The organism is Arthrobacter sp. UNC362MFTsu5.1 (assembly GCF_000685965.1).
In the GTDB taxonomy this organism is placed as follows: Bacteria; Actinomycetota; Actinomycetes; order Actinomycetales; family Micrococcaceae; genus Arthrobacter.
In genome coordinates, this window is the sequence record NZ_JMLE01000009.1 from 15,905 (window position 1) to 40,948 (window position 25,044).

Here is a 25,044-nt window from a genome sequence, read left to right on the forward strand (position 1 = left end):
CCCGTTCCGTTACATCATCCCGGGGTTTGCCCCAGCACCCCATCAAAGCCCCAGCACCCCATCAAAGAAAGAGAAACCATGTCACGATCTCGTCGTACACTCGTGCGCGCGCTTTCCGCAGGTACCGCCGCCGGCCTGCTCGTCCTATCCCTGAGCGCTTGCGGTGGCAGCGAAGCCGTAAGCGGCTCGGGCGGCTGCACCCCGGCGCACAAGGATCTCAAGACCCTTACCCAGGGCGAACTCACAGTCGCCAGCTACGACTATGCTCCTGCCACCATCCTGAGCGGCGACAGCGTCACCGGCATGGAAGGGGACCTGATCAACGAGATCGCCAAACTCGAGTGCCTGAAAGTCACCGTGAGCACCTCGGGCGGTGCGGGAGCGGTGATCCCCTCCGTACAGTCAAAGCGCGTCGACATCGGATCGGGAAACTGGCTCCGCACTAAGGAGAGGACCAAGATTGTCTACATGAGCACACCCCTATGGAGCGACCCGCAGGCAATCGTCTCCACGAAGGGCCTCACAAGCGACGATCTTGAGGGCAAGACGATCGGCTCGGTGGCCGGCAACCTCTGGAACGCCAGCATGCAAAAGTGGCTCGGGGACAAGTTCAAAATCTACCAGGACGACGAATCCATCTACGGCGACCTCAAAGCAGGCCGTATCGACGCCCTGGTGGCGTCCTCTGCTTCCGCCACTTACCGATTCAAAGATGCCCCCATCGAGGGTGCAACCGTGGTGGATGTGAAGCCGAATGCCAATGTCCCTCAATTTGCTGCGGTCGGCCAAGTCATGCTTCCGTCGGCTTTGGACAACGACTCGCTCGGCAAGGCGCTGGACGAGGACATCAAGAAGCTCCGCGAAAACGGCACTATTAAGAAGGTCCTCGAAAAATACGGAATCGACCCCGCCGTCGGCGACCCCGGAGCACCGAGCGAACTCTGACACACAACATGCCGCACCTCAGGCGACGTCGGGTGGTCTCCTCCCGACGTCGCCTGACGTGTGCCCACAATGGGCGGTCTGATGCGATCGCATCTTCGCCGCAATCCGGCCGCCACCGCGTTCTTAATCGCAAGCCCGCCTGGTTAGGAGTTTTCAGGTGGCGCGAAAAGAACGGTCCGAAGCTAATTAGTTCCGTTTGACCATGCCGTAGCGGTAAAGACTTCCCGCGCACCTCACATCAGCAGCGTTCGGGAATCCGGCTGCGACCCAAGCGCTCTCGCGATGAACGTGACCCCAGCGTTCATGGCACTGAGCCCAGATCTTGAATTCTCCGGTTCCTGCCCAGCACCCGCCGTGGACATGCTGCTGGGCAATGTACTGAAATATAAAACACGACTCTGGTTTGGCAGCAGCTGGGGCCGCACCCACGGTCAGCAAGAGGGTGACAACCAGGCTAAACAGTAGGCCAATCCGTTTTGCTGGGTTTTTCACTGTGGATCTCTGATCTCTTGGCAATGCCCTGGCGGGAACTTCCGAAGACATGTCAGCTTTGGCGATGTGGCTCCCAGGCTGTTTCCCTTTAGTCAGCAAGGCGCCAAACGAATAGACCATTCCCCGGCGCGATCACGTCACTGGGCTGGGAGGTTTTTGAGAATGCATTGCTGTACCGCTGGCTTAGCTCACGCCAACCCCGGACGAGTACGGCACGTATCCGGCCGGAACAACAGTTCGCCCTCTTGGCTTCTTCATTCGAAACCCCTGATTCATATAGAGATACTCTCGACGGGTTCCCCAGGGTGTCATGCTAAGAGCCGGCAGCGCATTTGACAATGCTGAAAATTAGGCCCTGGGGACGCTACCCCTGATTCAGCCCGCGGCTCGCGCAGCAAGCAACCGGATCAGCCGCACCTGGTGTGCTTGCGGACGCACCCAACTGACGCATTGCGTCCGGATCGGGGGCTTTTCGATGGTGCGCCCATCTGCAGCGATCAGCAGAATTGGCCCGCCGTCTGCCCTGTCTGCAGTCGTCCGCACGACATGTCAGGAGTCGTCTGCACCATGTTTTTAGCAGTTTTTAGTTCAACTGACCGTGCTACTCTCCGAATCCAGCGTCAGCGCTGATGACGATGAAGGTCCCGCCGCCGCGGGGCCTCCATCCATTTTCCAAGCGGCCGAGGGCCCCGAATCATTGCTGGATCGGGCCCCTCTCTTTACGTTGCTATTCCGTAGTCCGACCGTCGGTCACCTTAGCCGTCAGGAGTTCACAGGTCGTTGTCGGGGGTAGGGTCGCTTCCCACCCGCTAACAGTTAAACCGACTGACGCTATCTCCGGCGAGGACCCCCACTGCTCAGGGTGAGGCACGGTCCATTCATAAGTGACCCGTTCCAAGATACCGTGGATTTCAAATCCACCCCCGAAACCCACGATGCGTATTTTCCGTCCGACATCCGACGCAGCCAGGTCAGTAATGTTCAATGTGCGCCGCCCTCTCAATCCCTGCAATAGTGAGGCCAACATACACGCCGACAATGACGGTGCCGGCGAGGCCCGCTTGGAGACAGGGCGCGTCTCGGACAACGCGCTCGTCATAGACGTCGAGACACCAAAGGGCAGTCGGTTCAGCACAGGGTTCTGCCAGATCGAGCGCCCTTGGCTGCTCGGCCTGATGATCCCGCCGAGGCGAAAGATGAGCGATCGGCTAGCCCGCTGACACGTCGATCAGCACCTTGCCGACGATGCTCTCTTCCACCGCCGCGTGGGCCGCAGCCGTGTCAGCCAGGTCAAAGCGATGCAGCGGCAGGCCTGCGGCCTCGCCCACCGGAAGGGCGCCGTCGGCGACGGCCGCATTGATATCCTCGGCGGCGGCTTGCACCGCCGCCATGCCTACGGTGTAGAGCAGCACGAACTGGTAGCGGACGTTGAGGCTGAAATGCCTGCGGACGTCCAGGCTCATCGAGTCGCCGCCGTTGTTGGCGTAGACGGCGACGGAGCCGCGATTGCGGATCACTGCCAGGTCGAGATCCGCGTTCTGCGCAGGTGCCACCTCCACGATCTGGTCAACTCCGTCGGGAGCGATCCGGCGGATTTCCGCGGCCGCGTCGGCTTCCCGGTAATTGATGACGTGATCGGCGCCGGCAGCCGTGACCAGCACAGCCTTCGCCGGTCCGCTCACGGTCGTGATCACAACGGCGCCGGCCCACTTGGCGAGCTGGATCGCCGCATGGCCCACGGCGCCGGCCCCTCCCGCGACCAGAACCACTTTGCCGTCCAAGGCTCCCGGGTGCAGCCGCCGCGGGCCGTCCTCGGCGATGGTCAGGGCCCGATGGGCGGTGATCGCGGGAACGCCCAGGCTCGCGCCGACGTCGAACCCGGCGTTCTCCGGCAGCGGAAAGACCCTCTCGGCCGGCAGGACGGCGAATTCCTGGGCTGTCCCGCCGTCGGCACGCTGGTAGGCGGCCAGGGCCAGCCAAACCCGGTCACCGACGTGGAAACGTTCGACGCCGGGTCCGACGGCGTCCACTACGCCGGCGCCGTCTTGGTTCGGCACGACCTCCGCGAAGGGCAAAGGCTCACCCGGTTTGGCGCCGCGACGCGACTTCCAGTCGGTGGGGTTCACGGCGGACACCACGACCCTTACGCGCACCTCCCCACGCCCCGGGTCGCGGATCTCGCGGTCGACGAGCTCGAGAACAGACGGATCGCCAGTGGCACGGTACACGATTGATTTCATACTCAAACCTAACGCCGGCCCAGACCGAAATTCCCGCAGCGTGCCGGGCCAGATGCTGACAATTTTGAAGCAAAACCCCTCTGACGAGGGGTTATGCGTGCCCGAGGTGGGACTCGAACTGCATTCCCCCTGCAAACACTGGGAACTCCCGGATCCATGCGGAATCCGCGCCCGATCCGACCCATGTACGACCCAGTCCGAGGCCCAAAGTGACCATTGTCGACACGCCAATCTCGCCGCTTAGCTCCATCACCGGCGTCCTCGACCACGCGCCGCTGTTCGGCACGCGTGGCGCGCTTCGACGGCGGCACTCAGGTGAGTGCCGCCGTCGCACTTCCGTGAGTGACTGGCTTAGGCGACTTTGGAAAGCCGGTACAGAACCACCTGATCGGGGTGAATTCTGGGCGACGCGACACCAACCTTTTCCAGCGAACTGCCTGCGAACACGGCGCCCGGGAAACTGACGCCATTCTGGACGGCTGCCCGCAGGGACGTCCGTTCAATGTGCACGCCGGCGGCCTTCGGCTGGCCCCACCATTCCGGCGGGGCCAGTCCGGATGGTGTGGGCCCGGTAAAGACTGGTGCCACGTGGTACCTCGCCTCAGCGTCAAGTCCCCGGAAGCGGAGGCGCCCGGCAGGGTCCGGGTAAAGGCTGTCCAGGGCCGCTTGCGCGAAGATCGCTTCGGAGCGATCAGGACTGACGACGCCGTGCACCACCACTTTGGAATCGGGACCGTCCATGCGGATCACGTCCCCGCTGAGCAGCAAGCCGCGTTCTTGTTTGTAGAAGGAGATCCACCGGCGCAGGCTGTCGATTTCCTTGTCGGTGGCGGTGGTGAGGTCCCATTCGACACCGAGGTGGCCGAAGACGGCGGTGCCTGCGCGGAACGCGAGGTCGTGCTGGCGACCAGTGGTGTGGGAACGGCCTGATGCAATGTGTGATCCCAAGTATTCGGGCGGCAGCAGCTGCGTGGTCCAGCGGAGCATTGCCTGCCGGTCGTGGGGGTCGATGTTGTCCGACACCCAGACTCTGTCAGTGTGCTCCAGAACGCCGAGGTCCACGCGGGCTCCGCCGGAAGAGCATGACTCAATTTCCAGCCCTGGATGCTCCGAACGGATTTCCTCAAGCAGCGCATAGAACTCCAGGGTCTGCCGGTGCACACCTGGACGTCCGCCCTCCAGCTGGTTTCCGGCCTCGATGAGGTCCCGGTTGTGGTCCCATTTGATGTAGTCCAGCTTGTATTCGGACAGGAGCGCGAGGATCTGCGTCTTGACGTGCTCGTACGCCTCGGGGATTCCGAGGTTGAGGACCTGCTGGCTGCGCGATTCAACGGGCCAGTCGGAGCGGGCCGCCATGATCCATTCCGGATGGTCGCGGGCCACATCGCTGTCCGGGTTGACCATCTCGGGTTCGAACCATAGCCCGAACTGCATCCCCAGTTCGTGGACGCGGTCCACCAGCGGGTGCAGTCCGGCCGGCCACACATCCGGAGAGACAACCCAGTCCCCCAACCCTGAGGTGTCGTCGCGTCGCGAACCGAACCAGCCGTCGTCGAGCACGTAGCGCTCAACGCCGGCGGCAGCAGCACGTTCCGCCAGGTCGATGAGTTTTTCTTCTTCGTGGTCGAAGTAGACGGCTTCCCACACGTTCAGGGTCACGGGGCGATCTGCGGAGACCGGAGAAATGCGGCTCCGCACATGGGCATGGAAACGTTTGGCGATGGCGTCAAGACCCGTCCCGTAGGAGGCGTAAACCCAGGGGCTCTGATAGGTATCACCGAGGCCCAGCCGGACTTCGCCGGGAAGGAGCAGTTCTCCGCCGCCGAGCAGCTGATCGCCGAAAAAGCGTTCGGCGAAATGGTGGTGGTTTCCGCTCCATGCCGTGTGGACGGCCCAGACTTCGCCGTTGCCGAATCCGAATCCAGGAGTTCCGGCGTGCAGTATGAAGGCACTGTCAGAGCCGGTCCGGCCCTTTCGATTCTCACGGAGGTGCGTCCCTGTGCGCAGGGTTCCGCGCTGCGGAACCCGTTCACAGTTGTGGCTTCCCGCGAAATCCAATAATTCCGTTGCCTCAGCAGGAATCGGGAAGGCCAGGGAGACATCGTCGACCGCGTACGTTTTTTCGTGCAGGTTGGTCAGTTTCGCCCGGCTGCGCATCAGCCCGCCGGGAAGCAGGTCCAATGTCAGGTCAAGGCGCAGCCGTTGTGCGTCGTCGATTGCGCCGACCAGCACCCGACCTGCTCCGGCGGATGCGAACCCGGTCACTGGTGCGCCGTTTAGGGCCACAGTGTGGACCTGGAATTTCGGTGACCACCCAATGCCGTCGAAGGATCCACGTAGTCCTGGGCGCCCCATCCAGCCTGAGTCCTGTCCGGGCAGGAGGCCGGGCCGGGGTGGGACGTCGATGGTGCTGGAACCCGTGACGGGAGTGCTGGCTCCTACCATTGTTCTGGCTTCTTCGGCAGTCAGCACGGGCAGTTGCCCTCCCCAGTGCACAATTGCCGGTAATTGCCTGTTCGTGGCGTCGAGTACCACCGACACTCCACCTGCTGCCAGGTGCAGGATCGCACCTGGGTTGCGGGTCGGCATTGAAGTCCTCATGAGTTCCTGGGTGTTGCAGCGGTGGTCAGGCTTCCGCGTGCGGGATCCCAATGGACCGGCACGGGGTCGGACACCAGGCCGTCGAACGTGCCATCGCTGTTGGCGTCATGGCAGGCCATCATGAGCCATTGGCCGGACCTGTCCTGGACGAGTTTTCCGCTATAGAGCGGTGCCGTGGTGACTACGGCGGCGGATGCGACGTCGAAGGGACCACTGAGATGGTGGGTTTCGAGGCTCCAGATGCCGCCGCCGTCGAACCCTGCGGCTTTCTTGGCGGAAAGCGTATCCACGCCGCACGAGAACACTAAAAGGGTCCTGCCGTCCAGCACTACGGTTTGGGGGACCTCGAGGTGTCCGAATCCGGAGCCTGGCTGGCTGAGGGGTGGCCTGACTTCCCAGGATGAGAGGTCGGGTGATACTGCGTGGCCGATGACGCCGCGGTCATCGTCCCCACCCTCATTCGCGCGGGCGGTGATGAGCATGTGCCAGCCCTCGCCGTCCGGGTCGGCGAACACCCAGGGGTCCCGCCATGCTTCTTCCGGCCAGCTGCTGTCACCGTATCGTTCGTACCAGCGGCGGTCAGGTTCAAGCACGACGGCGGGTTGCTTGGTCCAGGTGTAAAGGTCCGGGGACGTTGCAACACCGATGGCCTCGATGTTGTGGGTGTCATAAAAGCGCGCGCCGGTGTAGAACATCCGCCACATCCCGTCCGGGCCCTGGACCACGCTGCCCGTCCAGGTAGAGGTTGCGTCGAACGCCTCCGGATCATCCGGCTGCAGGACCACGCCGTGGGGTTCCCACGTGATCAGGTCCTGTGAGGTGGCGTGCCCGATCCGGGCATTGCGGTGCCGCAGGGCCGGGTCTCCCAGGCTCTTGGGGGCGTGGAGGTAGTACATGTGGAACGTGTCGCCGTCGTCGGCGATCCAGAAGTCCCATACCCATGAGTCTTTGAGGCTGAAGGCCAAAGTAGTGCACCTATTCTTTTCGTTGAGGTGGGCCGGTTGGGTCGACGCAGAGCGTCAGCCCTTGATGGCGGAGCTGCTGATACTGGCGACGAACCAGCGCTGGAAGATCAGGAAGACCGCCAGGACCGGGACGATGAACATCGTGCCGAAGGCAAGCACTTGGCCCCATTCGGGAGGCTGCTGGTTCTGGAAGATGCTGATGGCCAACGGCAGTGGCCGGGCGGTCGGGTCTGAGACCATCAGGACTGGCCACAGGTAGGATCCCCACTGAGCCAGGAAGGTCAGGATGGCCACTGTGGCGAATGCCGGCTTGGTGATGGGGACGATGACTTGGAAGAACGTCCTGAACGGCCCGGCCCCATCGAGCCTCGCGGCCTCTTCGATTTCGCCTGGGACGTCCAGGAAGAACGTGTAGAAGAGGAAGATCGAGAACGCGTTGGCTATGAACGGGATCGCCTGGATGACGACAGTGTCCCGCTGCCCCGAAAACATGTAGTACAAGGGAAGAGCGACGGCTTCGAACGGGATGATCGTCAGGATGATCACCAGCAGGAACAGCACCTTCTTGCCGCGCCATTTCATCCTCGCGAACGAATAGGCCGCCATGGAATTCACGATCAGGCTGCCGGCAACCACGGCTGTGGTGACGATGATCGATACCAGGGCGAACTGGCCGAAGTAGCCGGTGGCATCTGAATTGAGGTGGTCGAAAACGCCGGCGTAGTTGTCGAAGGACAGGTTGGTTGGGACGAAGCCGCTCAGTCCGCTCAGAACCTCCGAGGATGGCCGGAAGCTGCCAACAATCAGGTAGTAGACGGGCAGGAAAAAGAACAGCGCGACAACGGTCAGGATCAGGTAATGGAGTGCTGTTTGCCAGCGACGGGTGCGTTTCATGCTGCTGGATCGCCGGGTTGGCTCCATGGTTTTGGCCATCGTCATCAGACCCCTCCTCGCTGGCGCACGGCGGCGCGTTGGATGATTGCGATCACGGTAATGATCAGCATGAAAATGACAGTCATGGCAGCGGCCTGGCCCACGTTGTTGTTGTCGAACCCTGTGTTGATGATTTGCGTCATGACGGTCTCGGTGGAACCACGGTCAACGCTGCCGGAGCGGCTCAGCAGGTACACCTGGTCGAACAGCCTGAACGAAAAGATGGTCGTTATGAGCGCAACGAAGATCAGGGTGTTCCGGATGCCGGGAACAGTGACGTTGATGAACTGCTGCCATTTGTTGGCCCGGTCCAGCGATGCGGCTTCGTAAAGTTCGGTGGGAACGCTCTGCAGGGCGGCCAGGACAATGATCATTTGGAAACTCACGCTTTGCCAGATCGACATGACAATGATGGAACCAAGTGCCGTGGAGGGACTGCCGAGCCAGTCGTGGCTGGACAAAGCGCCCCCGCTGAAGAGCCCCAGGATGGCGTTCAGGAGGCCTTCATCTCCGCGGGAGTAGATAAGCCGCCAGATCACCGCGGTAAGGGCCAGCGGGAAGACCAAGGGCATGAAGATGAACGTCCTGAAGACCACCATCCCGCGCAGCTTGCGGTTGACCAGTACAGCCAGGCCCAAGGCCAGAACCGTTTGTACGGGAACAACAATGAGGGCGAAGGTGAAGTTGTTCAGCAGTGCCTGGCCGAAGGCTGCGGACAGGTCAGGATCGGTGAACAGGCGTGTGTACTGTTCGAATCCTATGAACCGTGCGGGCCGTGGGCTGTTGAGCTGCACCCGGTAAAAGGACAGTACGACTGCGAGCACGAACGGTGCCACCAGGAAGATGGCAAGGCCGATCAGTGCCGGGCTGGCGAACAGCGGGCCCGCGAACCGGTGCCCGGTCAGAATGGCCGATGACTGTCGCTTGGCCGGGGCCGCTGCGGGGGACGGGATCTTTTGCGTTTGAGTGGTCATGATGAAGGCTTTCGCTGGGAGCGAGTCCGGCGGTCCGTGCCGCCCCTCGCTGGGGCGGCACGGACTGCTGCGGAGGTCTATTTCCTGTATCCGTCGTTGTCGGCGAAGTTCTGGTCGATGGCGCGGGCTGCGGCACTCAGGGCTTCCTTGGCGTCCTTGCCTGAGTAGATGGCGGCCTCTGCTTTGCCGACCTGATCCGTCACGATGGGGTAACCGGCGGTCACGGGCCGTGTGACGCTGACACACGTCTCGGTGATCTGTTCTTCGGGTCCGCACGCCTTGCTCAGCTGGTCGCCAAGCAGCTGCAACTGCTTGCCGGGGCCGTAAAGGCTTGAAGCTGACAGTGCCGTTTTGGTCGCCGGCGGGGCCCCGTTTGCGTCGGTGTAGATGCGTACGCTTTCGTCGGACATCAGGAAGTCAAGGAACTTCCCGGAGGCGGTGCCGTTCTTGCTGGTGGCGCCCATGCCCCATGCGAAGGTACCGGAGGCGGTTTTGGTTCCTTTCCCGAAGTTGGGCAAGGGAATGGACACCAAATCGCTGCCAAGGGCTTTGTAGGTCGGGTAGGTCCAATGCCCCACCCAGCTCAGCGCAACCCGCCCGTTCGGGAATGCCAGGCCGTCAGCGTTCGGATCGGTGTACTTCTTCCAGGACGCGAGCGTCGTCAGCGATTTGACGTTGGCGTCGGAGTCCAAAGCTCCGACGGCCTTGTTGTCCTTGAGCATCGTGCCACCACCGGACCAGATGACCGGCCCGGCAGAACAGCACGTTCCCCACTCTCCAGCGAAGCCATACTGTTCGGACAGGTCCAGCGGTTTTCCCCCGGGGACGACGGCCGCGAGCTTATCCAGGACCCCGGTGAACTCCTCAGCCGTCCAGGCTTCTTCCGGAGTGGTCGGATACGTGACACCTGCAGAATCCAGGAGTTTCTTGTTGCCCCACAGGGCCAGACCCGCGTTCATCATGCCCACGCCATACACGGCGCCGTCCACAGTGTTCTGCGCCTTGATGGAGTCCGTCTGGTTGGACAGCGTTTCCCCGGAGACGGAGCCCTTCAGGGGTGCCATCTTGCCGTTATAGACGAAGCTGGCCAGTGTAGGGCCGTCGAAGTCGAGTACATCCGGCAGGTCGCCGGGGGCTGCCGAGTTGACTGCTTTGGTGTACTGGTCCGAGGGGAAGAGTTTGAGGTTCACTTTGATCTTGTTCTGGGACGTTTCGAAGTTGGAGATGATCTTCTTCAACGCGTCATTCTCGGCTGCCTGACCATCAACGGCCCAGACGTTTATGGTGCCTTCGCCGGATCCCGCTTCGACGGATGGGCCGGCGTTGCCGGTGTCCGGTCCGCCGCAGCCGGTCAGTGACAGGGCTGCTACGGAAACGGCAGCTGCGGCCGCAATGATCCCCGCCGTGCGACGGGACTTTGGAATGGTCATCATCATTGATTCCTCTTGGAAATGTGGAACTTATGGAAGCGTTTCGATGCCTGGATATCGTCAGGCGGGGGCGTGAGGAGGGTCACTTCTCAGCGGCACAATGCGAGTCTACGCGGGTAGACTCAATCGTGCAAGAGGTGACCTAGGTGCCGAAAATTAGAGCAAGTATGTGCATTTAAGGAAGTCCACCCGGGTAGACTGAGTTCAACAATGAGGTGAAAGGTGTTCTCGATGGCAAGTGTGCAGACACAGGCGGGTTCCGGGAAAGTCACGCGAACTGACGTCGCCCGCTACGCGGGCGTCAGTACCGCCGTCGTCAGTTATGTGATCAACGGCGGCCCCAAACCGGTGGCGAAGGCAACAGCAGAGCGCGTGCGGGAGGCCATCAAGGTGCTTCAGTACCAGCCGAACGCAACTGCCCGCGCCCTGACCATGGGCTCCGCCCGGCTTCTGGGGATCATCGTCCCGGACAGCACCAACCCGTACTTCGCCGAGCTGACGGACACTATCGCGCAGGCGGCGGCCACCCGCGGTTATGCCCTCCTGACCGCGAACTCCCGCACCGACGCGGAGACCGAGCGGCAAAACACAGTCAATCTCGTATCCCGGCAGGTTGACGCGATCATCCTCGCGACAGTTCTGCCACCCAGTGAAGTCGCCGCCATGCAGGTCCAAGGCATTCGCCGTGTGCTCATCGACCAGTCCAGCATCGTGCACGGCATACCGATCATCAGTACAGACTTTGAACAGGGCGCCGCCCTGGGCGTCCAGCACCTGATCGGACACGGGCATCGGGATATCGGCATATTGGTGGGTAGGGACATTGACCCTTCACGCGCAGACCCGCGACACAATGGCTGGAAGAAGGCCCTCAACGAGGCGGGCCTGCCTGAGGGGCCGGCCGAGCTCACCGACTTCACGCGTCAGGGCGGGTACGAAGCGACCCGCCGGCTGCTGGCGTTGCCAAAGCCGCCGACAGCGATCTTCGCCAGCTCCGACCTACTGGCGGTGGGCGCTCTTCGCGCCATTCACGAAGCCAACCTGTCCATACCGGAGGATATTGCCATTGTTTCGTTCGATGGAACATCTGAATCGGAATTCAGCTGGCCCCAGCTGACCACAGTGCGGCAGCCCATCGATCGGATCGCAGAGAGGGTTCTTGCAGCCGCCCTGTCACCGGAAGATCCGGGAGGCGGGATCGAGCTCCTCACCACCGATCTCATCGTTCGCAAGTCTTGCGGCTGCTGACCCTGGAGCCCAGGTAGCTTTCCCGCAGATTCTTTGGACCCACGACATACAAAAAGGACAGAACCAAGCCTCTAACCGATCGCTTCTTGCCCTTCTGATTCTCATGGGAATATATCCTGAGCACACTCAGTTATGAGTGTAGTCACCAACGTGCGGACGCATTAGCAGGTCTTAGCGTCCACGGCGGCCGAACTACGGCTGGACGGCGGTGATGCTCTGATACATCGAACGCAAAGGACTATCCCGTGACCCTTTCCGCCCTGTGGCAACCACTTACTCTTGGCCGCCTTGACCTATCCCATCGGCTGGCGCTGGCACCCATGACGAGAAACCGCTCCAGCCCTGATGGCGCGCCGGGCGACTTAGCGGCCGAGTACTACGGGCAGCGCGCCTCCTTGGGATTGATCATCACCGAGGGCACCCAGCCGTCGGCAGACGGACAGGGCTATGCCAACACACCGGGGATCTACACACCCGAGCATGTCGAGGGCTGGCGAAGCGTCACCGAAGCAGTTCACGCCCGCGGCGGGGCGGTGTTCATCCAACTCATGCACGCGGGCCGCATGTCCCACCCGGACAACACTCCTCATCACCGTCAGCCCGTGGCGCCCTCGGCGATCTCCGCAGACCAGGATATTCTCACGCCGACCGGACCCCAGAAAACGCCGACACCACGAGAGCTCAGCACGGAGGATATCCAGAACACCGTGGCTGACTTCCGCCACGCGGCGGCATCGGCCATCGCAGCCGGCGCCGACGGAGTTGAAATCCATGGAGCGAACGGTTATCTCCTGCACCAGTTCCTCTCCCCCAACGCAAACCACCGCACCGACGCGTACGGCGGATCAATAGAAAACCGGTCGAGGTTCGTGATCGAACTCGCCCAGGCCCTGGCCGATGAAATCGGCGCAGACAGGGTGGGTATCCGCCTCTCCCCCGCCATGCCACTGGGTGGCATCAACGAGGGCGACACCGAGAGGGTGCACGCCCAGTACCGGCACCTGGTAGCCGAGCTCGCGACCCTGAACCTGGCATACCTGCACCTTCACCATGTAGGCGACGACGAACTGCTCCGATCCCTCAGGAACATTTGGCCGACGGCGGTGCTCGTCGTCCGCTACGGACGCAACCGCGAGCAGATAGCCGACGACGTCGCGGCCGGCCTTGCGGACGTGGCCCCACTGGGCCGTTTCGCACTGGCCAATCCCGACATCGTTGAGCGCCTGCGCGCAAACGCCCCGCTCAACGAGCTGGATCCCAACACCCTCTACGGCGGCGGGGCAACCGGATACACCGACTACCCGGCCCTTGCCCACGCCTAATCCCGCACCACACCACCCGGGCCGACCGGCGTGGATGGAAATCAGCACAAGAAAGTTCGTGAAATGCACTCACTCAATGGAGCAGTCGTCCTCGTCACCGGCGCAAACGGCGGCATCGGAACCCACTTCGTCCACACAGCCCTCGCACGCGGCGCCAGCAAGGTTTACGCCACCGCCCGCACCCCCCGCACCTGGGAGGACGAACGCATCGTCCCACTGACCCTCGATATCACAGACCCGGCCTCAATACGGGCCGCCGTCGAGGCTGCGGGCGACGTCACAGTGTTGATCAACAACGCTGGAGCATCCGTTGCAACCCCCGGCATCCTTTCCCACACCGACGCGGAAATCCGGACCAGCGTCGAGACAAACTTCCTCGGCCCGCTCTTCCTCGCCCGCGCGTTCGCGCCGATCCTGTCAGCCAAGGACACATCCGCAATCATCGACATCCACTCCGCAATGAGCTGGTACGCCGTCGGCGGCATTTACAGTGCCACCAAAGCGGCCCTCTGGTCGGCCACGAACTCGCTGCGCCTGGAGCTCGCCGCCGAAGGAGTACACGTGGTGGGAGTCCATGTCGGCTACGTCGACACGGCGATGGCGGCGCATGCCACCGACCCCAAGATGGACCCGGCCGATCTGGTCACCACGGTATTTGATGCCCTCGAAGCCGGCGAGTACGAAGTTCTCGCCGACGAGACGTCCGTGCAGCTCAAGGCCGGACTCAGCGCCCCCATCGAGGCGCTCTACCCCCAACTTGCGCCCAGCAAGTCTTAGCAACAGCTGCCGTGCCGTGGTGATGGGGTCAACCCATCATCACGGCACTTTTCATTGACGCTTACCAATTAACTGAGTATAGTCATAATTGACTAAAGTCACTTTAATTAGAAGGAGCATCGCGGCATGCGGGCATTCGTTATCACCAAGTACAAGGAACCGCTGCGCGAAGCCGAGGTTGCTGAACCGACCGTCGGCGAGCGGGACGCGCTGGTGCAGGTGCACGCTGCCGGCCTGAACCAGCTGGACGAGAAGATCCGCCTGGGCGAGTTCAAGCAGATCCTTCCCTACAAGCTCCAGTTGGTCCTCGGCAACGACGTAGCCGGCACCGTGCTGAGCGTCGGGGAAAAGGTGAAGGGGTTCAAGCCCGGGGATGAGGTCTATGCCCGTCCGAACCAGGACCGCATCGGCACGTTCGCTGAACGCGTTGCCATTGCGGAGGAAGACCTTGCGCTCAAGCCCGAATCGGCCACCATGGAGGAGGCCGGATCGCTGCCACTGGTAGCCCTTACCGCATGGCAGGCCCTCGTCGAGCAGGGCAACGTGCGTCCAGGGCAGAAAGTTCTCATTCATGCCGGCGCAGGCGGAGTCGGTTCCATCGCCATCCAGCTCGCCAAGCATCTCGGCGCGACCGTCGCAACCACCGCCAGCAGCTCCAACGCCGGGTTCGTACGGGACCTCGGCGCCGACGTCGTCATCGACTACCGCACCCAGGACTTCGAGCAACTCCTGGGCGGATACGATCTGGTGCTCGACAGCCTCGGAGGGCAAAACCTGCAGAAATCACTGCGCATCCTCAAGCCCGGTGGGAAGGCGATTGGAATCGCCGGCCCGCCCGATCCGGCCTTCGCCCGCACAGCAGGCCTCAACCCCCTGCTACGCCTTGTGATCACAGGGCTCAGCAGCAAGATCAGGAAGCAAGCCAGGAAGCTCGGCGTCAGCTACGAGTTTCTCTTCATGAGGGCCAGCGGCGACCAACTACGTCAAATCAGCGCCCTGGTTGACGCCGGCGTGCTACGCCCCGTCGTAGGGAAGGTCTTCACCTTCGGCCAGGCTCCAGAGGCACTGCAATCCCTGGCCGCAGGGGGCTTCCGGGGCAAAGCAGTGCTCACCGTCACCGGCTGACCCGCCGATACCCGCTCTTCACGCAGAGAACACAGGAGAACAACCGTCATGGACAACATCGACGCCCCAAACGAGCCAGTCGTCACCTCGTACGCGAAGGCACCTGCCAGCACCATTACCGCCGGAGGCGTCAGCTACGCCTATCGCGAGCTTGGGCCGAAGGGCGGGATCCCCGTCGTGTTCTTCGTGCACCTGGCAGCCACCCTCGATAACTGGGACCCCCGTATCATCGACCCCATTGCCAGGAACCGCCACGTCATCACCTTCGACCAGCCCGGCGTCGGCGCTTCCACTGGACAAGTTCCCGACAGTATCGAAGCAATGGCCGACGACGCCTACACCTTCATCCAGGCCCTCGGGTTCGACACGATTGATGTCTTCTCCTTCTCCCTGGGCGGCATGGTCGCCCAGGACCTGGTCATCAAACATCCCGATCTTGTCCGCAAGCTCGTGCTGACCGGAACCGGTCCGCGCGGAGGTAAGGACATCGACAAGGTCGTCGGCACCACCTACCGGGACATCCTCCGGGCAACCCTGACCCGGTCCGACCCCAAGGAATTCCTGTTCTTCAACCGGAACGCCACCGGCAAACCCGCCGCGAAAGCCTTCATCAAACGCCTGCAGGAACGAACCGAGAACCGTGACAAGCCAATCAGCACCCGGGCATTTCAGACGCAGCTGAAGGCAATCCAGAAGTTCGGCCGTTCGGCCCCGTCGGACCTGTCCATCCTCACTCAGCCCGCACTGATCGCCAATGGCGACAACGACCGCATGGTGCCTTCCGTGCTCTCTGAGGACCTGCATCACCGCATCAAGGGATCCGAATTGATCATCTACCCCGACTCCGGCCACGGTGGTATCTTCCAGTACCACGCCACGTTCGCACCCGCCGTCGTCGAATTCCTCGCCCCCTGACCACAACGCTCGCGATAGGAAGGCACCCATGGGCACCCCACCGGCAACAGCCCAACCGCAGGTGACAAAGCACTTCACGTCCTCCGTCCTGCTCTGGGTGCGCACCGAGCAGGCGCGCCAAACCGGCATGGACTACTGGAAGGGCCCGCACTCGGGCATCATCGCCGCCACACCAGGGCTGGAGGAGTACCGGCAGATCCACCTCGCCGAACACAACCCCGGCCTATGGCCCGCAACCACAGGCGTGGAGACCGCCATCCCTGCAGAGCGGAAGATCGACGGCATCGCGGAAGTCACTTTCCAATCCGCGCTTTCGCCGCTCAAGGGGCGCAAGCAAACCGCCCTGGCCTACAAGGACGAAGTCAACGTATTCCGCCGCACCCTTCTCTACGCCGGCCCGCCGAACACTTCACGCTGGTATGACGTCGCGTCCCCGGCAGAGACTGTCGGGGCTCGCACGGTCATCTACCTCCGCCGCCGCCCCGGTGTCCGCCCAGGTGAATTCCGGCGGGCCGTGAAAAAGGAACTTGTTCCTGCCCTGGCTGATACTGGGATGCTAAAGGAACTGCGCACCCAGTCATTCATGCCATGGATTAAAAAGATGTGGGACACACCCCGCGTCGCCCACGACAACCCGGCGGACCAACGCTTCCACGCATCAATCATCCTGGGATTCGCCGAACCGGCAGCCCGCGCCGCATTCCTTAGCAGCCCTACCGTCCGCAACCTCTCGCATCAACTGAAGCCAGTGGTCTCTGCCATCCATGCCTATGACGTTGAAGCAGCACTGACGTACGTCAAGAGTGGCCGGATCCTCCCCCACTACAAAGAGTAGGGGCGCCGACCGGAGGGCCCGGTCTCCGCAGCTTCGATATACTCATTATTGAGTCCAGTCAGTTTACGTCCAGAGGAACCCACATGCCTGTCACATCCCAGCCGCCCGGACGGCGCGAGCGGAACAAGCAGGAGAAGCTGGACCGCATCACGGCCGCAGCCACGGAGCTGTTCGCCGAATACGGGGTCGAGGACGTCACCACCCAGCAGATCGCCGACAAAGCCGACATCGGCACCGGAACCCTTTTTCTCTACGCCAAAACCAAGGGAGAACTCCTCCTCCTCGTTCAGAACGCCAACTACGCCGAAGCTCTCCAGCGGGGCCGGGCGGATGCTGAAACCATCCGGGATGCCCTGGGTGCGGTGATGGCCGTCGTGCGGCCGATCGTGGAGTGCAACCGAACCCAGATCGACAACGGACGCTTCTACCTGCGGGAAATGGTCTTCGGCGACCCTACGGAGCCACACCACAGCGCAGCACTATCCATCGTTGGGCAAACCGAGGAGGCCATTGCCGCCATACTGGACCGGGACGAACTGGGCGGCGTGGGTGACGCCGCGACGACGGCGCGCATCATCTCGGCGATCATGTTTGTCAGCATGGCCGCAAGTGTGAACGCTGGATTGGAAATTGAAGCACTGGTACAGGACATCAGGACACAAATCAGCCTGCTGATACCCCGCTGACGCGGCCGGCAAACTGGGCCTCCTCTCCGTCACCCAGTTTCAGGACGTTCGCGATGAGCTCGAGCAGGGCTGCCTCATCGTTGGGGATTCTTTGTGAGGGCACACGGTTTCCGTAGGCGTCGATCACGACGCAGTGATGATGGGCGTTGCCGGCGTCAATACCGGGCCATAGGTGCACCAAAACAGCCCCCAGCCTGTCGGATGGGTTGGAGCCCGGCAGATAACCGCGCCGTAGTGTCCTTATCCGGCGATCACGTCGCGTCTCCCAATCAGCGGTCGGGTCATCGCGGGGCGGCGGCCGGCCAATCCTCCGGAGTCGTCACGACGGAAATCGTCCGAGGAGCTTTAACAGCCCGAGCGAGGCGATGACCGTTCTAAGGGCTGAGGCCGGACCCGTGGGGCCGGTCTCAGTTCTTCCCTCAGAAAAGACATCTCACGGTCTTTAGACGTCAAGTCGAATGAGCTGGCTTGGATTTTTGGTGGTCGTTGAGGCACCCACGTTTTCCTCGTTCGTTGCGCTCTTCGGCTAGGGGTGAGGCACCCTGGCGATCAAGTGGGCGGCGAAGGGCAGGCCGCTGGCGCCGGCCCGTGCGTAGTCGTCGATGGCGGCGATGTCCTGGCCGAGGCTTGTCATGGCCTCGGCGAAGAGGTCCATGTCGATGATCTGCAGGACGTTGAGGTGGTCGGCGTTGGTGGTGGTAACGGCACCGGTAAGTGCCTCGAGGGCGAAGCTGCGGCCGGTTCCGGAGAGCAGCAGGTCCGTCAGGGCTCCGAGGTCAAGGTCCAGTTTGCTTGCCAAGGCGAGGATGTCCTGGACGTTCTTCTGGTTCATCATCAGCAGGGCGTTGTTGATGAGTTTTCCGGTCTGCCCCGACCCGGCGGCGCCCATGTGGGAGACCTTCTTGGAGAACGCCTCCAAGACGGGCTGGACCGTCGCCAGCGCCTGGCCCATACGTTCAGTTCGAAGCCTGCCTCGGCGATGGCCCGTGCCATGGGGGCACCTTGGTCTCCGAGGCCGACCCAGCCGACACTCAGCTCCGAGGCAGCGCCCGGGGTGATCGCTAATGTGGTTGGTGTTGCCTCGGGTGTGGCGGTGCTGCCGGTCATGTCATTGTCTTTCAGCGTGGAGGATTTGATGGTTTTCACACCGTCTCCCGGGCAAGGAGTTCGGTCGAGAGGTCCCAGAGCCGCTCGGCGTTGGCCGGATCGAGCGCATAGGGTGCCACTCCGGTGTAGTCGGGGCCGCGGCGGTCCACGATGCGGGCCTCGTTGACGTCCTCAAAGTAGCGTCCGCCGATACCCTCCAGCTCCGGGGAAGTCGCCACATACAAGGTGGTCGCCGCACCCTGCTGGGGGGTCTTCTGGCGTTCGACGGGGGTCCGCAGCCCTCCGGTATGGCGCTGGAGTTTGGTGGCGATGGCCCCGGGCATGACGGCGTTGGAGGTGATGCCGTCCTTGGCCCAGCGGGCGGTCACGCCTACTGCGAACAGGGTTGACGCGGTCTTGGACTGCCCGTAGGCGACAAAGGCGTCATAGGCGACGAAGTTGAAGTGCGGGTCATCGAACATGACCGGGGAGAACAGGTGTCCGCTGGAGCTTAGGGACACGATACGGGCGTTCCCTGCCTCGGCGAGGGCTCCGTGCAGGGCCTGGGCGAGGGCAAAGTGGCCCAGATGGTTCGTGGCGAACTGCATTTCCCAGCCCTCCGGGGTTCGCTCGAGTTCGGGCAGTGCCATGATGCCGGCGTTGTTGACCAGCACGTGCAGCGGGCCGGTCCACTCGTCGGCGAATTCGGTGATGGTGGACAGGTCGGCGAGGTCCATCCTGCCCAGGAAGATGCTGTTGTTACCTGTTGACTCGCGCAATTCCTGCGCTATTGGCGTTGCGGCCTCGACGTTGCGCACCGCCAAGGTGACCTCGGCACCGATGTTGGCGAACGCGCGGGCTGTTTCGATTCCGATGCCGGAAGCGCCGCCAGTGACGATGACGCGCTTTCCGGTGAAGTCGATGCCCTCGGTGACATCGGAGGTGGTGGAGCTGAATCCGAAACCGGTGGTGATTCTTGCCATGAGGTTGGTCTTCTTTCGGCAGGTCGGGAAGCGTTTTTCATAGGAGCCGCCCGGAGTCCTTCGGCTGCAAAACTGAAGGACGGAGGGGGTCTTGGGAAGCTCCGAGATTCAGTGTGCTGCCGCCGGAATCAGGCAGCCAGAACCCTGTGATTCATATGAATGCCGGGGCTACCATCGGGGGGTGATTCAGAGCCGCCGTTAGTGGAGGGTTCAGGTCAGGCCGGGAGTGTCCGGGCCAGGCGCTCCAGCGCCCGTTCGGAGGCACTGCCGGGCTCGGCGTGGTGAATGACCAAGAGGTGACCGTCCGTTCCGGTGACAGCCAGTTTTTCGTGGAAGAGCTCGAGTTCGCCCACCACCGGGTGATGCAGCAGACGCTTGCCCGCCACCTTGGGGCGGACATCGTGGCGCCCCCAAAGCTGGAGGAAGTAGGCGCTGCGCTCTGATAGCTCGACGACCAGCGCCTCGAGTTGCGGGTCGTTGATGCGCTCCCCCACAGCTGCGCGGAGTCCCGCGGTCGCGTCTTCCATGACGTGTTCCCAGTCCTTGTAGAGCTCCCGTTCGGCGGGATCCAAGAATGCTGCCCGCAGCACGTTCGTGCCCGGTTCGTTTCTCGGGGACAGGGCAACGGCCAGCGGATTGGCAGCGAGGACGTTCATGAAGCGGTCCTGAACAAAGGCAGGAACATGGGCCAACGTGACCAGCAAATACGACAAGCCTTCCGCCACCCCGGCCGGCGCGGGACTGGCCGCGACCTGCAGGACCGGTCGCGCGAGCCGGTGCAGATGGATGGTTGAGGGCGGGTCCAGGCGCAGGGCGCGTGCGAGAGCGTCGAGTATTTGCGGGGATGGGTGGTGGTCTTTCCCCTGCTCCAGGCGCACATAGTAATCCACGCTGATGCCCGCGATGCCGGCAACCTCTTCACGCCGAAGACCAGGAACCCGGCGCCGCCCGTAGCTGCGCAGTTCGACGTCTTCCGGCCGGACAAGCTTTCGGCGCGCCTGCAGGTACTCTCCGAAAGCGCTGTTTTTAGCCACGGACCTAATCTACGCCCGGGCGCTCATCAAACGCGGAGCCGCCGAATTCACATCAGGGAACTGTCCATTCCCTTCTAGCTGGCCGGCACCGATCCAGTGGAGCCGGCTATCTTATGCACGAAGGCTCCGGCCTCGTCGAAGTGCATCCGGGGCTGGAGGCAGTGGTAGAGCTGGCCCAGGAAGCGGTTAAGGCGATTCCGTTGGGCGGCCGCGTGCCAGTCGCCGGCCTCACGTCGACGGCGGTAGTGCTCGTTAGGGCGACCAGCCCAGTCAGATCACCCCGAATTCGTCTTCGACGACCGAAGGAAGCCAGAGCTCGCTGGACGGCATGCTGGACGCGACCAAATCCGGACCACCCCCCCCGGGTGTCCACAGGAAGGCGACGGAAAAGTAGAGAAGTTCGTGACAGCCGGAACTGGTCATGTCGCCCAGTCCGTCAACGACGGCGTGGCTTGGACCGTGCGGGCCTCAACCCCCTTATGCGCCATCTCCAGGGAATCGGGCACGCTGCCGTCCGCTGCAGGCTCTGGCATATCCCTGTCCGGTCCCAGTCATCGCCATGCTGGGCTCCAAACGGGAGTCTCTGTGCACCCAGACCTGGCGAAACCCCCGGGGATCGCCATCATCAAGGGCGCCTGCCCATACACGCGAAGTCGTTATGAAAATGAAGCTAAGACGCGTCGCAAACGTGCAGATGCAGCAGAATGTGTCCATCACGACCGTCTGCCACATCCTCGACGATGGGGACTTGTTTCGTTTCACGGACGAGTTGTGAAGGATTCCACTTTGGCGGGATCCCGTTCAACGACGGGATCCATGATGTCATCGACCTGCGCCAGGAGGGCCGGGTCAAGTTTCACTCCCGCTGCGGTGGCGGTGTCTATGAGCTGGTCAGGGCGGGAGGCGCCGACGATGGCCGCCGATACGTTTGGGTTCTGCAGTACCCAGGCGACGGCCAGTGCCGGCATTGACAGGCCGGCGTCCGCGGCGAGCGGTTTGAGCTGCTGGACGCGGGTGAGAATGTCCTCGGTCAGGTAGCGATTGTCTGACTTAAGTTTGCCGTCCTCTCCTGTGAAGCGCGATGCTGCGGGGGCTGCCTGGCCGGGAACGTATTTTCCGGTCAGCACGCCTTGGGCCATGGGTGACCAGCAGATCTGTCCCAGACCCAGTTCCTCGCAGGCGGGCACGACTTCTTTTTCGATGACCCGCCAGAGAAGGGAGTACTGGGGCTGGTTGGAGATGAGGTGAATGCCAAGGTCCCGGGCGAGGGCGGCGCTGGCGCGGATTTCGTCCACCGTCCATTCGGAGACGCCGATGTAAAGAGCCTTTCCGGCCCGGACGATGTCGGCGAAGGCCTGCATTGTCTCTTCCAGCGGTGTCTCGTAGTCGTAGCGGTGGGCCTGGTAGAGGTCCACGTAGTCGGTTTGCAGCCGCTTCAGGGAGCCGTTGATGGATTCCATGATGTGCTTGCGGGACAGCCCGCGGTCATTCCGGCCGTCGCCGGTGGGGAAATACACCTTGGTGAAGATCTCGACGCTTTCGCGCCGCACATCGGCCAACGCTTCACCGAGCGTCATCTCCGCGCGGTTGCCTGCGTAGGCGTCGGCGGTGTCGAAGGTGGTAATGCCAAGGTCAAGCGCCTGACGGACGCAGGCAGTGGCCGCGTCTTGTTCTATCTGCTCGCCGTGGGTGACCCAGTTCCCATAAGCCAGTTCGCTTATGTACATGCCGGAGGAGCCAAGTTTGCGGTATTCCATGCTCGTAGTGCCTTTCGGAGACAGACGCTGGCGGCGGCTTCCGGGCCGGAGGCAGCGCCCGCGGATTTTTGAATTGTCTGAAGGATGGACTTGTGACCCAGGCTAGGAAGCCGGCTGCAAATGGTTCCTGAGTTCCTCCAAGGTCGGCGGATTGGCGCCCGGGCGGCGCACGGTGATGGCGGCGGCCACGGAGGCTGTGCGTCCCAGCTGCTCCAGGACGGCGGGGGCTAGACCGTCGGTGCCGCGGGTGATAAGTCCTAGGATCAGGGCTGCCATGTATGAGTCGCCGGCGCCGATCGTGTCAGCGACCCCGGATGTCACTGATGGGATATTCAGCTGTGTCGCGGCGGTGGCCAGGAGTGAACCCTGTGAACCTTGGGTGATGACTGCCAGCTGGGCGCCGAGCCCGAGGAGGTGCTCTGCGGTGCCATCCAGGTCCTTCCTCGGGTAGAGCCAACGGGCGTCCTCATCGCTGAGTTTGACGACGTCGGTCAGCTGAACCAGGTCTTCGAAGATCGATATGGCCTCGGCGTGGCTGCCGAGCAGGGCGGGTCTGATGTTGGGGTCATAGGTGATTGTGCACTCATGCCGGCTCTGCTGCAGGAGGGATTTGACCGCGTCCGCGCCCGGTGCCAGGAAGGTGGCGATCGAACCGGTGTGAAGAACCTTCGGGACATAGGCGGGGGCGACCGGTTCCAGGGCCCAGGTAATGTCGAAGTCGTAGCTGGCGGACCCGTCCGGGGCGATCGTCGCGGTCGCCGAGGCGGTTCTTCCCAAGGAGTATGAGCCGGGCAGGAGCGTCACACCGGCACTGTGCAGGTGCCGTTCGATGGCGGCGCCGCGTTCGTCGTCGCCGATGGCGGTCAGCAGACCGGTGTTGATGCCGAGCCGGCCAAGCCCATAGGCAACGTTGGCGGGTGACCCGCCAGGGTACTCGCTGGTCCCCTCGGGCGAGGTGACGACGTCGATGAGGGCTTCGCCGACAACGACGACGTCCAGGAGCGGCCGGGACGGGCCGCCGGACTCGAGATAGTGCATGTCAGGTCTTTCTTCAGGCGGTGTGCTGCCGGGTTCGGGCAAGGAGGTGGCGCGTTCATGCTGCCGGCCGCGCAGGCCGCGGCGGCGGTTGCCGCTTCCACGGCAGGCTGGGGACCGTTATGCGTATTGGGTTACATTCAGGCTAGTGAGAGTTGCTGTGCCCCCGCTGGCGTAGAGCGAGACCTGGGTGCTGGTGGCGGCCGGGAAGATCAACTCGGTCAGGGTGATCCGGCCTCCCTGGGCGAAAACCTCGACGGAGCAGCGGTCCACGTAGACGGTGATTTCATAGCCACCGTCTGTCGCCCGGATCGGGGCAGCGTCGATGGACGCGAAAGATTCGTGGAAGTCCGTGTGTCCGGACTCCCTGCGGTCGACAACGATGAGCGCTTCCGCGGGACGAATGCCGATGCGGGTTCCCTGTGCTCCCTCGCCGCGGACAATCAGCCCGAATTCCTCGGCCGTTCCCGGTGTAGCGGTGAACTCGATGCGTTGGACGCTGCCGGCCGCGCCGTCCAGGACCCGCTGCCCCTCGGATATTTCGACTGCCGCGAGGCTGAATGACGGACTCTGCCCGGCGCGTGGAGCCAGCTCCCCGGCGGCCAGCTGGGCCAGCCGCCAGCTCCCCTCGACGCTGTGCAGAGACACTTCACGGACCAGGGACATCGGACTGCGCCATGGTGAGGTGGGGATCTCGTTGGCGTACTGCCAGTTGTTCATCCAGCCGATCATGAGCCTTCGGCCGTCGGGAACGTCGCTGAATGAAACGGCGGCGTAGTAGTCCCTGCCCCAGTCGAGCCACTGGTACTCGGCGAGGCGGTCCGGGTCCTGCAGGCCGTCGGTGACTGTGGTGTCTGAGGTGAACGTGGTCCCGTCGAAGTCCCCGACGAAGTACTGTCCGGCCGAGCCGTCGTTGGGGCCGCCGGGATTGAGGTTTACTGTCAGGACCCACTTGAGGTTTTCCGGGTCACCGTCGACAGGCAGCGGGAAGAGGTCCGGGCATTCCCAGACCCCGCCGGTGGCGTTGGCCGGGCCGAAGCTGCTCAGCAGTTCCCAGTACTTGAGGTCGTGGGATTTGTAGAAGACGACTTCGAAATCCTGGGCTTCCACGGCCGCCATGACCCAGTAGCTTCCGGCGTCGGATTCGTAGCGGATGACCTTGGGGTCGCGGAAGTCGGCTGACCCACGGTTCAGTACGGGATTGCCGGGGTGCTTGGTCCAGGTGTAGCCACCGTCCAGGCTGTAGGCCAGGGACTGGGCCTGGACGCCGTGGAGCGCGGAAGGGGTCTTGTAGGCGCTGGTGTAGACGGCGACCAGCGGAGCCGTTGATCCGGTGCCAAAGCCGCTGGTGTTGTGCCGGTCGAAGACGATGCTGCCGGAAAAGATGTCTTCAAATTCGTCGCAGGCGATGGCTACCGGGTGCTCAGTCCAGGTCAACAGGTCCGTTGAGGTGGCGTGACCCCAGGACATGTTTCCCCAGACGTTGTCCCGCGGGTTGTTCTGATAATAGAGGTGGTAGACGCCCTCATGGTGGATCAGGCCGTTGGGGTCGTTGAGCCAGGTATTCCGGGCTGCATAGTGCAGGGCGGGCCGGAAGGTATCGGCCGTTGTGGCGGTCACGGCAGTCATGAGGGTCGGATCTCGATTCTGTGCTGGTGCGT

22 protein-coding genes and 1 pseudogene are annotated in these 25,044 nt (G+C 62.8%); 8 read left to right on the forward strand and 15 right to left on the reverse strand.

Annotated features, from left to right (window positions below):
* The first annotated feature begins 78 nt into the window (after positions 1-78).
* Positions 79-945 carry a substrate-binding periplasmic protein gene (locus BS38_RS0110255; RefSeq protein WP_081818869.1) on the forward strand — a complete coding sequence of 289 codons (867 nt, stop codon included), beginning with the start codon at positions 79-81 and terminating at the stop codon, positions 943-945.
* Positions 946-2,645: 1,700 nt separating this feature from the next.
* On the opposite strand, the gene BS38_RS0110265 is transcribed toward BS38_RS0110255, so the two are convergent.
* The 6 genes from BS38_RS0110265 to BS38_RS0110295 all read right to left on the reverse strand — a co-directional run bounded on the left by BS38_RS0110265 (position 2,646) and on the right by BS38_RS0110295 (position 10,583).
* Positions 2,646-3,677, reverse strand: a complete 1,032-nt coding sequence (locus BS38_RS0110265) for an NADPH:quinone reductase (protein WP_028270720.1) — start codon at positions 3,675-3,677, stop codon at positions 2,646-2,648.
* A gap of 351 nt (positions 3,678-4,028) precedes the next feature.
* Positions 4,029-6,266 (reverse strand): alpha-galactosidase, encoded by a 2,238-nt coding sequence (locus tag BS38_RS0110275; protein WP_028270721.1) that lies wholly within the window; start codon positions 6,264-6,266, stop codon positions 4,029-4,031.
* A gap of 8 nt (positions 6,267-6,274) precedes the next feature.
* Entirely contained in the window at positions 6,275-7,243 is a 969-nt protein-coding gene (locus tag BS38_RS0110280; protein WP_028270722.1) for a family 43 glycosylhydrolase, read from the reverse strand.
* 54 nt (positions 7,244-7,297) lie between these two features.
* Positions 7,298-8,182 carry a carbohydrate ABC transporter permease gene (locus BS38_RS0110285; RefSeq protein WP_028270723.1) on the reverse strand — a complete coding sequence of 295 codons (885 nt, stop codon included), beginning with the start codon at positions 8,180-8,182 and terminating at the stop codon, positions 7,298-7,300.
* A complete protein-coding gene (locus BS38_RS0110290) occupies positions 8,182-9,150 on the reverse strand; it encodes a carbohydrate ABC transporter permease (protein ID WP_028270724.1) in 969 nt (322 codons plus the stop codon). Before BS38_RS0110290 ends, BS38_RS0110285 begins: the two co-directional genes overlap by 1 nt.
* 77 nt (positions 9,151-9,227) lie before the next feature.
* Positions 9,228-10,583 carry an extracellular solute-binding protein gene (locus tag BS38_RS0110295; RefSeq protein ID WP_028270725.1) on the reverse strand — a complete coding sequence of 452 codons (1,356 nt, stop codon included), beginning with the start codon at positions 10,581-10,583 and terminating at the stop codon, positions 9,228-9,230.
* Positions 10,584-10,811: 228 nt separating this feature from the next.
* Between BS38_RS0110295 and BS38_RS0110300 the strand changes: the two genes are divergently transcribed.
* The 7 genes from BS38_RS0110300 to BS38_RS0110330 all read left to right on the forward strand — a co-directional run bounded on the left by BS38_RS0110300 (position 10,812) and on the right by BS38_RS0110330 (position 17,488).
* The gene (locus BS38_RS0110300) at positions 10,812-11,828 is read left to right on the forward strand and encodes a LacI family DNA-binding transcriptional regulator (RefSeq protein ID WP_028270726.1); all 1,017 of its coding nucleotides are present in this window, start codon (positions 10,812-10,814) and stop codon (positions 11,826-11,828) included.
* A gap of 245 nt (positions 11,829-12,073) precedes the next feature.
* Positions 12,074-13,150, forward strand: a complete 1,077-nt coding sequence (locus BS38_RS0110305) for an alkene reductase (RefSeq protein WP_028270727.1) — start codon at positions 12,074-12,076, stop codon at positions 13,148-13,150.
* A gap of 63 nt (positions 13,151-13,213) precedes the next feature.
* Entirely contained in the window at positions 13,214-13,927 is a 714-nt protein-coding gene (locus BS38_RS0110310) for an SDR family oxidoreductase (protein WP_028270728.1), read from the forward strand.
* A gap of 126 nt (positions 13,928-14,053) precedes the next feature.
* Positions 14,054-15,052: an NADP-dependent oxidoreductase gene (locus BS38_RS0110315; protein WP_028270729.1), complete on the forward strand. Its 999-nt coding sequence runs from the start codon at positions 14,054-14,056 to the stop codon at positions 15,050-15,052.
* Positions 15,053-15,100: 48 nt separating this feature from the next.
* On the forward strand, positions 15,101-15,967 hold the full coding sequence (locus BS38_RS0110320; RefSeq protein ID WP_028270730.1) for an alpha/beta fold hydrolase: 867 nt from the start codon (positions 15,101-15,103) through the stop codon (positions 15,965-15,967).
* A gap of 28 nt (positions 15,968-15,995) precedes the next feature.
* Positions 15,996-16,802, forward strand: coding sequence for a hypothetical protein (locus BS38_RS0110325; protein WP_051628839.1), 807 nt, complete (start codon positions 15,996-15,998; stop codon positions 16,800-16,802).
* An 83-nt stretch (positions 16,803-16,885) separates the two neighbouring features.
* Positions 16,886-17,488 carry a TetR/AcrR family transcriptional regulator gene (locus tag BS38_RS0110330; protein ID WP_028270732.1) on the forward strand — a complete coding sequence of 201 codons (603 nt, stop codon included), beginning with the start codon at positions 16,886-16,888 and terminating at the stop codon, positions 17,486-17,488.
* On the opposite strand, the gene BS38_RS27075 is transcribed toward BS38_RS0110330, so the two are convergent.
* From BS38_RS27075 to BS38_RS0110375, 9 genes and pseudogenes are all read right to left on the reverse strand, one after another.
* Entirely contained in the window at positions 17,466-17,666 is a 201-nt protein-coding gene (locus BS38_RS27075; protein WP_231511206.1) for an IS110 family transposase, read from the reverse strand. The genes BS38_RS0110330 and BS38_RS27075 overlap by 23 nt on opposite strands.
* A 348-nt stretch (positions 17,667-18,014) precedes the next feature.
* On the reverse strand, positions 18,015-18,440 hold the full coding sequence (locus tag BS38_RS0110340; RefSeq protein ID WP_028270733.1) for an NAD-binding protein: 426 nt from the start codon (positions 18,438-18,440) through the stop codon (positions 18,015-18,017).
* Positions 18,323-18,595, reverse strand: coding sequence for an NAD(P)-binding domain-containing protein (locus tag BS38_RS27950; RefSeq protein ID WP_442853343.1), 273 nt, complete (start codon positions 18,593-18,595; stop codon positions 18,323-18,325). Before BS38_RS27950 ends, BS38_RS0110340 begins: the two co-directional genes overlap by 118 nt.
* A gap of 35 nt (positions 18,596-18,630) precedes the next feature.
* Complete coding sequence (locus BS38_RS0110345; protein ID WP_028270734.1) at positions 18,631-19,557, reverse strand: SDR family NAD(P)-dependent oxidoreductase; 927 nt, start codon at positions 19,555-19,557, stop codon at positions 18,631-18,633.
* Positions 19,558-19,772: 215 nt separating this feature from the next.
* On the reverse strand, positions 19,773-20,591 hold the full coding sequence (locus BS38_RS24915) for a helix-turn-helix domain-containing protein (protein ID WP_043438351.1): 819 nt from the start codon (positions 20,589-20,591) through the stop codon (positions 19,773-19,775).
* 74 nt (positions 20,592-20,665) lie between these two features.
* Positions 20,666-20,845: pseudogene (locus tag BS38_RS26685) on the reverse strand (hypothetical protein); the annotation flags it as partial.
* A 504-nt stretch (positions 20,846-21,349) separates the two neighbouring features.
* The gene (locus tag BS38_RS0110365; protein ID WP_028270735.1) at positions 21,350-22,348 is read right to left on the reverse strand and encodes an aldo/keto reductase family protein; all 999 of its coding nucleotides are present in this window, start codon (positions 22,346-22,348) and stop codon (positions 21,350-21,352) included.
* A 102-nt stretch (positions 22,349-22,450) separates the two neighbouring features.
* Positions 22,451-23,386: a carbohydrate kinase family protein gene (locus BS38_RS0110370; protein ID WP_028270736.1), complete on the reverse strand. Its 936-nt coding sequence runs from the start codon at positions 23,384-23,386 to the stop codon at positions 22,451-22,453.
* 117 nt (positions 23,387-23,503) lie between these two features.
* On the reverse strand, positions 23,504-25,012 hold the full coding sequence (locus BS38_RS0110375) for a glycoside hydrolase family 32 protein (protein ID WP_028270737.1): 1,509 nt from the start codon (positions 25,010-25,012) through the stop codon (positions 23,504-23,506).
* Positions 25,013-25,044 lie beyond the last annotated feature (32 nt).